The sequence below is a fragment of the Micromonospora sp. SL1-18 genome, assembly GCF_047921505.1.
Taxonomy (GTDB): domain Bacteria; phylum Actinomycetota; class Actinomycetes; order Mycobacteriales; family Micromonosporaceae; genus Micromonospora.
On sequence record NZ_JBLROA010000032.1, the window covers coordinates 1 to 13231 of the forward strand.

Here is a 13231-nt window from a genome sequence, read left to right on the forward strand (position 1 = left end):
CGGTCCGGAGTGCCGCCTGGCGGCGCGGAGGCCGAATTATGGCCGCCAGCGGTGCCGGAGTTGTGGCTCCCGCTCTGCGACGGCACGGTGGAGAAGACCTGCCAGGCGCCGGTGGCCGCGACGCAGCGGAGCCGGTCGTGCGCCCGGAGCAGGATCGAGATCGCCGCCGGGGTGTACCGGGCGAGCGCGGTGACGGTCCACTCGCACGCCTCAAGAGCGGTCGACGCCATCGGGAGGCGGACGGTGACGTCTCGGACGACTTGCTCGTGATCCACGTCGTTCCTGGTCAGAGAGGCCGGGGGTGCGATCAAGGGTACTCAGCGGGTCATCCCGCGGCCTTCGTACACATGTGCTATCCACAGGATGTGGACACGGCCTGTGGGTACGCGGGCCGCGCGGCGCGGCCAGCGGCGATAGCGTGAGAGTCCCGGGCCCGAGGAGGCGTCGATGCTCATCGCCCAGCTCAGTGACCCGCACGTGACCACCGGCCCGCTCGCCACCGACCAGGCCTCCGGGCTGCACCGCGCCCTCGGCCGGGTGCTGGCGCTGCGACCCCGGCCCGACTGCGTCGTCATCACCGGCGACCTGGTCGGCAACGGCCGTCCGGACGAGTACGTCGCGCTGCGCGAGATCATCGGGCGCTTTCCGCTGCCGGTCCATCTCGCCCTCGGCAACCACGACGACCGCGAGTCGCTGCTCGACACCTTCGGCGGCACCCCCTACCTGGGCGGCGGCTTCTTGGCGTATTACCACGTCGACCACCCGGACGGAACGCTGGTGGTGCTCGACTCACTCGCCCCCGGGGACGACGCCGGGCGGCTCGGCGACGAGCAGCTCGGCTGGCTCGACGGGGTGCTCGCCGGCCGGCCGGACGTGCCCGCCGTGGTGTGCCTGCACCATCCGCCGGTCCCGGTCGGGATGGCGGCGATGGACGCCATCCGGCTCGCCGACGCCGACGCGTTCGCCGCGGTGATCGCGCGCCACCCCCATGTCGTACGCGTCGCCGCCGGTCATCTGCACCGCCCGGTGACCAGTGCGTTCGCCGGGACGGTGCTGACCACCGCGCCGAGCACCTGGGTGCAGGTGAGCCTGACGATGACCGACGAGCCCGAGATCGGGCTGGTCGCCGAACCGACCGCCTTCCTGCTGCACCGGGTGGACGGCGACGGCTGCGTCACGCACACCGTCCAGGTGAGTCACGCCGCCGGGCCGACCTGCTGGTTCTGACTCGGCCGTCGGGATCTCCGGCTCGGCGCGGCGCCGGCACCCCTGAAGACGGGTAGCAGGGCGTTGCGGTATGTGCGGAAATTCACCAGCCGGTCATGTCGGACTCATCGGACTGACTAGTGCAGGCCACCAGCCCTGTCCACCATCCTGATGGACGGCCCGGTCGACCGATGGCCCGGCGGATGAGAAGCTTTCCCCCGCAGGTGGCATCCCCCGATTTCGCCACCCAAGATCGAGCCCTGTCACGGCACGGATCAGGGCCACCGGGCGAACCATCGTCCGGACACCCATGCGCCAATCTCACGAGGAGTTCCATGTCCGTCCCCGGGATGCGTCTCCGGGCCGCCGTCGGCCTGGCCGCGCTCGCCACGGCCGCGTTCACCGCGGTCGCCGTCCACCCCGACCAGGCCGAGGCCGATCCGAAGCCGGTCGACGTCAAGCTGCTCGCCATCAACGACTTCCACGGCAACCTGGAGCCGCCGACCGGCTCCAGCGGCACCATCGACGGCAAGACCGCGGGTGGCGCGGAGTATCTGGCCGCCCACCTCGCCAAGCTGCGCGGCACCACCCAGGAGCAGCGGGAGCACACCGTCACGGTCGCCGCGGGTGACCTGATCGGCGCCTCCCCGCTGCTCAGCGCGGCCTTCCACGACGAGCCCACCATCGAGGAGATGAACCTCGCCGGGCTCGAGTTCAGCAGCGTCGGCAACCACGAGTTCGACGAGGGCGCCACCGAGCTGCTCCGCATGCAGAACGGCGGCTGCCACCCGGTCGACGGCTGTGCCGACGGCACCCCGTTCAAGGGCGCCAAGTTCAAGTACCTCTCGGCGAACGCCTTCAAGACCGCCACCGGCCAGCCGCTGCTGCCGCCGTACGGCATCAAGAAGATCGACGGGATCAAGGTCGGCTTCATCGGGATGACCCTGGAGGGCACCCCGCAGATCGTCAGCCAGCAGGGCGTCGCCGGCCTGACCTTCGCCGACGAGGCGGAGACCGCCAACAAGTACGCCCGCATCCTGCAGGCCCAGGGCGTGCAGGCCATCGTCGTGCTGCTGCACGAGGGTGGCGTGCAGAACGGCGGCGGCATCAACGACTGCACCGGGTTCAGCGGGCCGATCGTCGACATCGCCAACCGGATGGACCCGGCCATCGACGCGATCGTCAGCGGGCACACCCACGCCGCGTACAACTGCAACATCAACGGCAAGCTGGTCACCAGCGCCAGCTCCTTCGGCCGCCTGGTCACCGAAATTGACCTGAAGCTCGACCGGCGCAGCGGCGACGTGATCAGCGCCAAGGCGAACAACGTCGTGGTCACCCGGGACATCCCGAAGGACCAGGCCAGCACCGCGCTGATCGACCACTACAAGACCGCCCTCGGCCCGGTCGCCGACAAGGTGGTCGGCGAGACCACCGCCGCGATCACCAAGACCCAGGAGAACCTGTACCAGACCGGGGTCGACGCCAACGGCAAGCCGACCTACCAGACCGGTGAGTCGCCGCTCGGCAACCTGATCGCTGACGCCCAGCTCGCCGCGACCGACAACGAGCAGAACGCGGTCGCCGCGTTCATGAACCCGGGCGGCGTCCGGGCCGACCTCGGCGCCGGCAAGGTCACCTACGCCGACGCGTTCACCGTCCAGCCGTTCGCCAACAACCTGGTGACCCTGGACCTGACCGGCGCGCAGCTCTACTGCATGCTGGAGCAGCAGTTCACCGTCGCCCGCGTGCTGTACGCGTCCTCGACCGTGCACTACGTCGTCGACACCAAGGGCACCACCGCGCCCGTCACCGCGCCCTGCAGCGGCACCCGGGTGGTCCGCGGCAGCCTCACCATCAACGGCACCCCGGTCAGCGACACCGCGACCTACCGGGTCACGGTGAACAACTTCCTCTCTGGGGGCGGCGACGGCTTCAGCGTCCTCCCCGATGGCAAGAACCAGGTCACCGGCATGATCGACCTGGACGCCTTCGTGGCGTACCTGACCGAGAAGTCGCCGGTCTCGCCGCCGGCGCTGGACCGGATCCAGACGACCGCGGAGGTCCCGGCCGCCTGACGCGGACCCGGTACGACGACGGGCCCCGGAGCATCCGCGCTCCGGGGCCCGTTTCGTGTGTCTCGGCCGGTCGCCGCCCTATCCCGGGGGTCGGTCGTCAGGCGGGGAGGGGTTCCGGCGTGGGGGTGGCCGGGGCTGGGGTGGTACGGCCGTCCTGGGCGGCGGTGAGCAGCCGGTGCAGCGACAGGGCCAGCGCCGACGCCGCCAGGCAGCCGCCCACCACGAACGCCACCCAGAGCCGCCCGTGCGCCGCGCTGAGCAGCGGACCGGCGGTGACCGGGCCGATGATCCCGCTGATTCCGAAGATCATCGAGCTCATCGCGTTGTACCGCCCCCGCAGCTCGTCGGTGGCGAGCGCGTTGGTCAACGCCGGCATCACCGGCGAGAGCATCATCTCGCCGAACCCGAAGATCGCCGAGCAGGCCACCACGCCGAACGCTGCGACCAGCGCGTTTCCCGTACCGACCAGGCCGGCCGCGCCAAGCACCAGCCAGGCGGCCGCGAAGACCGCGCCCACCGCGGCGAGCGCCCGCGCCCGGCTGCGCCCCTCCATCCGGCGGATCACCAGTAGCTGGGAGAGCACGATCATCACGGTGTTGGCGGCGAGCGCCCAGGCCACCACCCGCGGCGTCACCTCCACCACCCGGACCGAGTACGCGGCGAAACCCACCTCGACCTGCGCGTACCCGCAGGTGGTGAGCACCAAGCCGAAGATGACCAGCCGCCGGAACGGCCGGTCACGCAGCACGGTGAGGTATCCGCCGGCGGACCGCCCGGTGCCCGTGGCCGAGGCCTGCGCCAGCCGGTGCCCGACGTGCGGCAGGGTCAGCAGGATCAGGGCCGGCATCAGGAAGCTCAGCGCGTCCAGCAGGTAGATGGCCTGGAAGGTGACCGGACGGGCGATGTCGACCACCGCGCCGGAGATCAGGCCACCCACTCCGATGCCGAGGTTGAGCAGGGCGAACTGGAGACCGAACACCCGCTGCCGCTCGCCGTCGCCGGTGAGCGAGGCGAGGATGGTGGTCTGCCCGGCCCAGATCGCCGAGCCGCCCACCGCGATCAGCGTGGCGACCGCGAACGCCGACCCGAGCGAGTCGACCAGCGCGAGCGAGCCGGTGCCGACCGCCTCGACCGCCAGGCAGGGCAGCACCACCCGGCGGGCGCCGAACCGGTCGATCAACGTCCCGCCCAGCGGGGACAGGGCGAGGGTCACCGCGCCGAACCAACCGATTACCAGGCCGGCCTGGTTGTCGGTCAGGCCGCGTACGTCGGTGAGATAGATGAAGAGGAACGGCAGGGTCAGCCCGCGCCCGACGGCCGACAGCAGGGTGCCGAGCAGGATCCGACGGGCTTCCGGACGGGCGGGCAGGGCGCGGCGCAGCATGAGGTGGATTCTCGGCGAGGGGTACGACGAGCGGCGAGCGGATAACGCTGGTTCCGCACCCCGTAGCGCCAGTTGGTGAGCAAGAACACGGTGTCTGGCATGCTGGCCCGGTGACCGTGACCTGGCGCCACCTGCCCGCCCCGGCCCGCGAGATCGCCACGGCGGTCACCGGCGCCGTCGCCGCCGCCTCCGACCGGGACGCCGGGGCGTACGGGCCGGCGGTGGAGCGGCTCGCCGCCGCCGACCGGGCCGGACTGGTGCTCGGCGGGGTGGTCCGGCTGCTGCTGGAGGAGACCCAACCGGACGGGCTGGCTGGGGACGACGTCCGCCAGGTGCTGGAGCGCTGCGTCCGGACCACCGCGCCGTGGCGGCCCGACGTCGACCCGCACGTGCTGCTGGTGCTGCTGGCGAGCGCCCTCGGCGTGTACGAACCGGCCGACGACGAAACCCCGCCCGATTCGGCCGCGGTCGCCCGGCACGCCCCGCTGCTCGTGGCCGACCTGCTGGCGGTCACCGGCCGGCCGCTGGCGGGCTACCTGGCCGCCGCGTTCGCCGAGGTGGCCCGTACCGAGCTGCACGACTGAACCGCGGGCCGCGGATCCGACCGGCTTCAGCGCGGTACGGGGCCGTCACGGCGGGCTACCGGCTGTCGCCGACGAAGCCCGGCGTCAGGGGCTCGCGGCGAGGAAGACGAACGCGGCGAGCAGGACCAGATGCACCCCGCCCTGGAGCACGGTTGCCCGACCCGGCACCACGGTGAGCACACCGGTCACGACGGTGAGCGTGAGCAGCGTCAGCTGGGTGCCGCCGAGGCCGAGGACCAGCGGGCCCGCCAGCCAGATCGAGGCCAGCGCTATGGCCGGGATGGTCAGGCCGATGCTCGCCATCGCCGAACCGAGGGCCAGGTTGAGGCTGATCTGGACCCGGTTCCGCCGGGCGGCCCGGGCCGCGGCGACGGTCTCCGGCAGCAGCACCAGCAGGGCGATGACCACCCCGACGAACGCCTGCGGCAGGTTCGCCGCGGACACGCCCGCCTCGATCGCCGGAGAGATTATCTTCGCGTTGCCGACCACCGAGACCAGGGCGACCAGCAGCAGCGCCAGGCTGGCCAGCGCGGTACGGGCCGAGGGCGGGTCGGCGTGCCCGTCGCCGTCGGCGTCGACGGCCAGGATGTTGCCCTCCTCGGTGACCGGGAGGAAGTAGTCGCGGTGCCGGCCGGTCTGCACCATGACGAACAGGCCGTAGAGGGCGAGCGACGCGACCGCCGCGAAGGTGAGCTGCGCCGGGGAGAACTGCGGGCCCGGCCTGCCGATGGTGAAGGTCGGCACCACCAGGCTGAGGGTGGCGAGCGTGGCCACGGTGGCCAGCGCGCCACCGGTGCCCTCCGGGTTGAAGACCGCGACCCGGCAACGCAGCGCGCCGATCAGCAGCGACAGGCCGAAGATCCCGTTGCAGGTGATCATCACGGCGGCGAAGACGGTGTCTCGGGCCAGCGCCTGAGTCTTGTCCCCGCCACTGATCATGAGCGTGACGATCAGTCCGACCTCGATCACCGTGACCGCCACGGCGAGCAGCAGCGAGCCGAACGGCTCTCCCACCTTGTGCGCCACCACTTCCGCGTGGTGCACGGCGGCCAGCACCGCGCCGGCCAGCAGCGCGGCCACCACCGCGATCAGCCCGCCGGGCAGGTGGCGACCCCAGGAAGCCGCGAGCACCAGCACCGCGATCACGGGTACGAGGGTGGTCCAGTCGGTCAGGCGGGAGCGGGTCAGCGCGGCCATGCCATCAAGATTGCCAGGTGAGTCGATCACCTGCCGCCGCCCGTACGGCGAGGTCGCAACGAGTCACCGCCGATTGCCGGATCAGGCCGATCCGGACCGCCGCCCCACACCCTTCCGGGGCCCGCCCAGCCATCGAGCCAGGGTAATCTACGCCTTGCGAAAGTCCCGCCTACAAGGTCGCGGTTGCCTTGACCGTCGAGGTCCAGGACGACATGGGATTTCGTGCCCCCGGAAGGACTTTCATGCTGACGAGTGTCGTCGCCCTGGTCGTGGCCGTCGTCCCTGGGGCGCTGCTCGGTTTCGTCCTTCCGCCCGGCCGTTACCGCTGGGCCGTCTGGGCGTCGGCGCCCGCGCTGACCCTGGGGCTGACCAGTGTGGCGATGGGGTGGCTACCGAAGCTCGGCCTGCCCGACAGCGCGATGTCGGTTCTCGTCGTGGAGGTGGTCCTTGCCGGGGCGGCGATCCTTGCCTCGCGACTCGTCGCCCGCGGCCTGCCCAGCGTGGGAAACCCTGGCGAACGACCCCGCCTGTGGCGCTTCCGGCTACGGTCCGTTCGGCCCCGGCGCGCTGACATCATCGGCGTCGCGGTATCCACGGCCATCAATGTGAGCTTCGGCTGGCTGATGCTCGGCGGGCTCATCGCGCCGCCCGGCTGGGACGCCATGCACCACGGCTACTTCAGCCGGCGCATCCTCGAGACGGGCAGCGCCACGGTCTCGTCGGCCTGCAGCACGTCCATCGATTCGATTCCGACCTGCGGGTTCTATCCGGCGGCCGCGAACGTCTCGTGGGCGCAGGCGGCCCAGCTGTCGGGCGGCCACATCAGCCAGGCCATGACCACCTGGTCGATTCTGGTCGGGCCACTCATCCTGGTCGCCGGCGTGTACGCCGCTGTCCGCGTCCTGCGCGGCGGGCCGGTCGTCGCTGCCTGCGCGGCGGCGGCCCCGGCCTTTCTCGGCCCGTTCTGGTTCTCCGCGGTCCTCGGCCGGATCACCCAGCTGACCGGTCCCTGCATGGCGGTGGGCATCGCGCTGCTCGTCGCCCTGGCCCTGCGGGGCCCCCACCCCGTCCGGTTGGGTCTGCTGGCCGGCCTCGCGAGCGCGGGCCTGATCATGAGCCACACCTACGACATCTTCCTGGCCGGCGTACTGGCTCTGGGCTTTCTTCTCCTGGTGGACGGGCCGCCGGCCCTGCGTCGAAGCGCCGCCGGGACCGGAGCGGCCGCCGTAGGTGGCCTGGTGGCCGTCGGCCCCTTCCTCGCCGCGCTGGCCGGAGCGAACGGCGAACGCGCCTCGTACGCCGCCGCACTTCCCGGCCAGTTCGGCAAAGCGTTCGCATACTGGGTCACCGACCCGCAGCGCTATGTGCTCTTCGGCTTCCCGTCACCGGGCGGAGGCGACTTCCAGCTCAGCGTGCCGACGATCCGGGGCGCCCTGGTGCTGACCATCGCCTGTCTCGTCGCCTCGCCGCTGTGCCTGGTCTTCCGTCAGCTGCGCTGGGCCCGGCCATGGCTGCTCGCCGGCGTTGTGTTCACCGCCGTGGGGATCTGGACGACGATGTCGAACTCCCCGTCCGCAGCCTTCGTCGCCAGCCTCTGGTACGGGAGCCGGGAGCGGCTACGGGTGCTGATCTTTCCGGTGTACGGCGTGCTCACGGTGGCTGGCGCGGTCGCTGTCGGGCTCGCCGTACAGTGGCTGCTGGTGAGGCTCGTCGCCCGGGCGGCCAGGTTGCGCGAATCGGCCGCACCGGCTGCCGTGGCCGCTTCGGTCGTGGTGCTGAGCCTGGCGGTTCTTGCCGCAATACCCGCCTCCTGGCGGCCGTTGCGTACCCATTTCGAGAGCCTTGCTCCGGTCGACGGGTCCTACCGCGCGGTCTTCCAGTGGCTCGCGGAGAACACGCCGCCCGGCAAGGCGATCGCCGCTGACCGGCGGCACTACCTCGCGTGGTTCTACGTCGACTACGGCGTGCCGGGGCTGTTCGGTATCGAACCGGTGCCGGCCGCCGAGGCCGACTACTACTCGGGACGGTCGAGGGCATGGGACTGGCTGGTCGACAAGAAGGGAGCCCAGCCGGGCGGCTGCGAGGTTCGCCGGTTCGACCTCGAATATCTCGTGGTGGGCGGAGGCCTCGAGCCCACCGGAGGGAGCTACGACCCGCAACGCGTCGCGGTCTCGGATCGGCTGGCCCTGGTGCATCAGGTGGGCACGCTCAAGATCTACCGGGTGACCGAGGCGGGCCGAGCCTGCCGCTCGGCCGGATGAGCAGGTGCTCGGGACGCGGTGCCGGGCGGGCCCTGCCGGCGCCACGCCGGCTGCGGCCGTCTCGCTGCCTCCGGGTAGCGGTGATCCCCTCGAAACCAGTCAAGGCCCCTCGATGGAGGGGCCTTGACCTGCTGTTACCTCTGGTCGGGGTGGCCGGATTCGAACCGACGACCTCTTCGTCCCGAACGAAGCGCGCTACCAAGCTGCGCCACACCCCGAGGCGTGCCGACAAATAGTAGCCCACCCGCTCCGATGGTCAAACTCGGTACCCCACTCCCGGAGCGGGTCGCTCAGCGGGGGATCAGCGTGAGCACGTTCGCCTCGGGCGGGCAGGCGAAGCGCACCGGCGCGGTGGGGTGCGTACCGAGGCCGGCGGTGACGTGCAGCCAGGAATCCGAGCCGGGCCAGCGGTGCAGCCCGCGGGCCATCGAGCGGGGCAGGCCGCAGTTCGTCACCAGCGCGCCGTAGCCGGGTACGCAGACCTGGCCGCCGTGGGTGTGCCCGGCGAGCAGCAGTCCGAAGCCGTCGGCGGCCATCCGGTCCAGCACGACCGGTTCCGGGGAATGGCTGAGGGCGATGGCGAGCGCCGCTCCGGAGCTGACCGGCCCGGCCACCGCGTCGTAGTCGTCACGCCCGATGTGGGGGTCGTCGACGCCAACCAGCTCGATCTCCCGGCCACCGGCCTTCAGGGTGGTCCGCGCGTTGTTGAGGTCCGCCCAGCCGGCGCCGGTGAAGACGTCGCGCAGCTCCTCGTACGGCAGCGGCACGCCCTCGGTGTACTCCCGGTCCGGCAGGAAGTAGGTGAACGGGTTCTTCCACACCGGGCCGGTGTAGTCGTTGGAGCCGAAGACGAAGGCACCCGGCAGGTCGAGCAGCGGTTGCAGGGCGCGCAGCACGCCGGGGAGCGCGTCGGGGTGGGCCAGGTTGTCCCCGGTGACCACCACCAGGTCCGGGTCGAGGGCGGCCAGCGAGGCGACCCAGTCCTGCTTGCGCCGTTGGTTGGGTGTCATGTGCAGGTCCGACAGGTGCAGCACGCGCAGCGGCTCGGCGTCGGTCGGGAGCACCGGTACGTCGTACCGGCGCAGGGTGAACATGTTGCGCTCGACGAGCGACGCGTACGCCAGGGCGGCGGCGCCGGCGACGGCGGTCCCGGCGGCGAGCCGGAATAGTGTGCGCTTTCGCATGACGTTCAGGGTAGTTTGACCACCCATGAGCACGCTGAAGGATCGTCTCACCGCCGACATGCGCGCCGCCCTGAAGGCGCGCGACGAGCTGACCACCTCCACGCTGCGGATGGCCCTCGCGGCCGTCGGCAACGCCGAGGTCGCGGGCAAAGAGAAGCGCGAGCTCAGCGACGACGAGGTGCTCGCGGTGCTGACCAGGGAGGCGAAGAAGCGGCGCGAGGCGGCCACCGCGTTCGCCGACGCGGGCCGCACCGAGCAGGCGAGCAAGGAGACCGCTGAGGGTGAGGTGCTGGATCGCTACCTGCCGAAGCAGCTCTCCGACGCCGAGCTGGCCGAGCTGGTCGGGGGTGCGCTCGCCGCGGGCGGCCTCACCGGAAAGGCGCAGATGGGCCCGGCCATGAAGGCGGCCCAGGCCGCGGTGGCCGGCCGGGCCGAGGGTGGCCGGGTCGCCGCCGAGGTACGCCGGCAGCTCGGCCTCTGATCCGGGCCGAAGACGAAGCGGGCGGGCACCCCTTGGGGGGCGCCCGCCCCCTGTCGTTGCTCCGAATCAGTTGCCCGGCAGTCGTGGCCAGCGGCCGTTGCCGTTGCCGGGTCCGGGCCCATTGCCGTTGCCGTTCGGCGGCAGACTGGTGCCGGGTGTGGGGCTGCCGCCGGGAGCCGGCTGGCCGGAGCTGACCTCGATGGTCACCACGCCGCCCTTGATGGTCTTACCGTCCGGGCTGGTGCCGGCGGCGGTGCCGGCCGGGCACTCCGACGGCACCTTGCTGCTGGACACCGTCGGCTCGAAGCCGGCACCGCGCAGCCGCGACCTGGCGGTCTCGACCGACTCGCACTTGACGCCGGGGATGGACCGCTGGTCACCCAGGACGATCTTCCCGCTCGGCGGGGTGAACTCGATGCGCTCCTTGCCGTCCATCGCGTCCCGTAGCGTCTCCTGCACGGGGCGGTTGATGCCGTCCAGCTCCTTGTGGCCCATCTTCTGATTGGTCTGCGGCCAGTCCGGGTCGGCCAGGATGCCGGCCACCGCGTACTGCTTGGTCATCGCGACCAGGGCCGACGTCTTGTCCGAGTCGGTGGTGCCGGACTTGCCGGCCACCGGGGCCTTGACGATGCCGCGGACCTCGCCCGCGGTGCGGCTCCCGCACTTGGAGGTCGAGGAGTTGTCGCCGACCGGGCAGCGGGCCGCATCCACGGCGGCCCGGGCCACCTGCGTGCTGATCCGCTGCTCACAGCGCGGGTTGGCGATGTCGAGCTTCTTGCCGTCGGGGCCGCGGATCTCCTGGACCGGGATCGGCTCGCAGTACTTGCCGTCCGCCGCCAGGGTGGCGTACGCGTTGGCCAGCTCCAGCGGCGTGGTCTGCGAGACGCCCAGGGTGAACGCGCCCCAGGTGTGCGCGTTCGCGGCGAGCAGGGCGTCGTCCGAGTTGCGGAAGGTGATGCCGAGCTTCTGCGCCGCCTTCACCACGTTCTCCGCGCCGACCTGCTGCTCGAGGGCGACGAAGTAGGTGTTGACCGAGAAGCCGAACCCGCTCCACATGGTGTGCGGCCCGGCCATTTTCGGATTGGCGTTCTTCGGGCAGTAGAGGCTCGTGCCCTCGCAGGCGGCCGGCGAGTTGAACTCGACGGGGTACTCGGACCTGAACTGCTGCTGCGCGTTGATGGTGTAGGCGAGCGGGTAGCCCTTCTCCAGCGCGGCCACCAGCGTGAAGATTTTGAAGGTCGAGCCGGCCTGGTAGCCGCCGCCGCCGCTCATCAGCGGGTTGACCGTGTTCGGATAGCTGCCCCGGATGCCCCTCTTGGCCTTCTTCGGATTGCTGGAGAGCCTGTTCTGCGGGTTGTCCGGGTCATCGAGCTTGAAGTTCCGGTTGGTCGCGAGGGCGCGGACCCGGCCGCTGCCCGGCTCGATCACCGCGAGCATCCGGGCGGCCTTGCTATTCACGCTCAGGTGCCTGCGCACCGCCGCGTCGGCGCCCTTCTGCGCCTGCACGTCGAGGCTGGTGGTGATGGTGTAGCCACCGCTCTTCAGCCGGCGCTCCCGGTCATACGTGGTGGAGCCGAACGTCTCCTGCTGCAGCCACCAGCGGTAGAAGTAGTCGCAGAAGAAGCCCCAGGTCTGCGTGTTGGTGGCGACGCAGCCGTTCGGGGTGCGCTTGTGGTTGACCTTCAGCGTGATCTTCTTGGCCTGGGTCGCTTCCTCCGGGGTGATGGCTTTGATCAGCTGCATGTTGTCGATGACGTAGTCCCGCCGGCCGACCGCCTCCGGGTAGCCGGACGCGGTGGTGGGGTCGAACGCGGTCGGTGCCTTCACCAGCCCGGCCAGCAGCGCCGACTCCTGGATGTCCAGCTTGCTCGGCGGCTTGCCGAAGTAGACCTGGCTGGCGGCGTAGACGCCGTACGCGCCGTTGCCGAAGGCGGCGAGGTTGAGGTAGCGCTCCAGGATCTCGTCCTTGGAGAGCTCCTTGTCCACCTGGAGGGCCAGCGACATCTCGCGCAGCTTGCGGGCGCTGGTGTCCTCGGTCGCGGCCACCACATCGGCCGGGTGGGTCGCCGAGTAGGAGATGGCCAGCCGGACGTACTGCATGGTCAGCGTCGACGCGCCCTGCCGGGAGCTGGTCTTGGAGCTGTTGTTGACGAAGGCCCGGGCGACGCCGTTGAAGTCGACGCCGTTGTGCTTGTAGAAGCTGTGGTCCTCGGCCGCGATGATCGCCTTCTGCATGTACGGCGAGATGTCCTTGAGCTTGACGTCGCGGCGGTTCTCGTCGTACATCGTGGCCAGCGGCGTCTTGCCGTCCGCGGCGAGCAGATAGCTGATCTGCGGGGAGCGTGCCTCGTTCATTTTCTTCGGCAGCGCGTCGAAGGTTTGCGCGCCCGCCTTGGCGGCCAGCCCCGACATCGCCACCACGGGGAAGGCCGCCGCGGCGACCACCACGCCGGCCAACAGGCCACAGATGAGTAGCGATGCGGCGTTGGTCAGCACATTGTGGTCACGTTTCCGCATCCAGGTCACCTCGACAGGGTACGCGAGTAGGGAACGAGGGGCGCTGGGGCGTCTTTTCCCCATTTCCTGCGCGCGCCGGCCTCGTTGTGCTAAACGCACGAACCCTGGTGCGTGGTTGCGGGAACCTGGCGTGAAGTCTCCACCGAACGGGGGAGCGGCGCAGGGTTTTCACGTACCCCGACAGGGTAGACGGCGGGCGTAGGCCCGGGAAGCCGGGAGTGTCCGGAATGATGGATTTCGCCGACAACGTTGCGTAATCGGGTGACTACCGAGCATGATGATGGCGGCGACAGAGCCACATGTCGTCCGTGCCGCCCTGGGGGAGGCCGGCGGGACGAC

The 13231-nt window shown here is 70.9% G+C and carries 9 protein-coding genes, 1 tRNA gene and 1 pseudogene; 5 read left to right on the top strand and 6 right to left on the bottom strand.

Features of this window, described 5'->3' with window-relative positions; translation table 11 throughout:
• Positions 1 to 275, bottom strand: a pseudogene (locus tag ACNAW0_RS17145) (GGDEF domain-containing protein); the annotation flags it as partial.
• Positions 276 to 447: 172 nt separating this feature from the next.
• Here ACNAW0_RS17145 and ACNAW0_RS17150 point away from each other — a divergent pair.
• On the top strand, positions 448 to 1227 hold the full coding sequence (locus tag ACNAW0_RS17150) for a phosphodiesterase (protein WP_416288883.1): 780 nt from the start codon (positions 448 to 450) through the stop codon (positions 1225 to 1227).
• A gap of 314 nt (positions 1228 to 1541) precedes the next feature.
• Positions 1542 to 3284 carry a bifunctional metallophosphatase/5'-nucleotidase gene (locus ACNAW0_RS17155; RefSeq protein ID WP_416288884.1) on the top strand — a complete coding sequence of 581 codons (1743 nt, stop codon included), beginning with the start codon at positions 1542 to 1544 and terminating at the stop codon, positions 3282 to 3284.
• A gap of 97 nt (positions 3285 to 3381) precedes the next feature.
• Here the strand turns inward: ACNAW0_RS17155 and ACNAW0_RS17160 are convergent, their stop codons facing one another.
• Positions 3382 to 4668, bottom strand: coding sequence for an MFS transporter (locus ACNAW0_RS17160; RefSeq protein ID WP_416288885.1), 1287 nt, complete (start codon positions 4666 to 4668; stop codon positions 3382 to 3384).
• Between the two features lie 110 nt (positions 4669 to 4778).
• Between ACNAW0_RS17160 and ACNAW0_RS17165 the strand changes: the two genes are divergently transcribed.
• Positions 4779 to 5252 carry a hypothetical protein gene (locus ACNAW0_RS17165; RefSeq protein WP_416288886.1) on the top strand — a complete coding sequence of 158 codons (474 nt, stop codon included), beginning with the start codon at positions 4779 to 4781 and terminating at the stop codon, positions 5250 to 5252.
• 84 nt (positions 5253 to 5336) lie between these two features.
• Here the strand turns inward: ACNAW0_RS17165 and ACNAW0_RS17170 are convergent, their stop codons facing one another.
• Positions 5337 to 6449 (bottom strand): calcium:proton antiporter, encoded by a 1113-nt coding sequence (locus tag ACNAW0_RS17170; RefSeq protein WP_416288887.1) that lies wholly within the window; start codon positions 6447 to 6449, stop codon positions 5337 to 5339.
• Between the two features lie 242 nt (positions 6450 to 6691).
• On the opposite strand from ACNAW0_RS17170, the gene ACNAW0_RS17175 reads away from it, so the two are divergent.
• On the top strand, positions 6692 to 8710 hold the full coding sequence (locus tag ACNAW0_RS17175; RefSeq protein WP_416288888.1) for a DUF6541 family protein: 2019 nt from the start codon (positions 6692 to 6694) through the stop codon (positions 8708 to 8710).
• 141 nt (positions 8711 to 8851) lie between these two features.
• Here the strand turns inward: ACNAW0_RS17175 and ACNAW0_RS17180 are convergent.
• A tRNA-Pro gene (locus ACNAW0_RS17180) sits at positions 8852 to 8928 on the bottom strand.
• 72 nt (positions 8929 to 9000) lie between these two features.
• Positions 9001 to 9894, bottom strand: a complete 894-nt coding sequence (locus tag ACNAW0_RS17185) for a metallophosphoesterase (protein ID WP_416288889.1) — start codon at positions 9892 to 9894, stop codon at positions 9001 to 9003.
• Positions 9895 to 9919: 25 nt separating this feature from the next.
• Between ACNAW0_RS17185 and ACNAW0_RS17190 the strand changes: the two genes are divergently transcribed.
• The gene (locus tag ACNAW0_RS17190) at positions 9920 to 10375 is read left to right on the top strand and encodes a GatB/YqeY domain-containing protein (RefSeq protein WP_416288890.1); all 456 of its coding nucleotides are present in this window, start codon (positions 9920 to 9922) and stop codon (positions 10373 to 10375) included.
• Positions 10376 to 10441: 66 nt separating this feature from the next.
• Here ACNAW0_RS17190 and ACNAW0_RS17195 read toward each other — a convergent pair whose 3' ends face one another.
• Positions 10442 to 12892: a penicillin-binding protein gene (locus ACNAW0_RS17195; RefSeq protein WP_416288891.1), complete on the bottom strand. Its 2451-nt coding sequence runs from the start codon at positions 12890 to 12892 to the stop codon at positions 10442 to 10444.
• Positions 12893 to 13231: the final 339 nt, after the last annotated feature.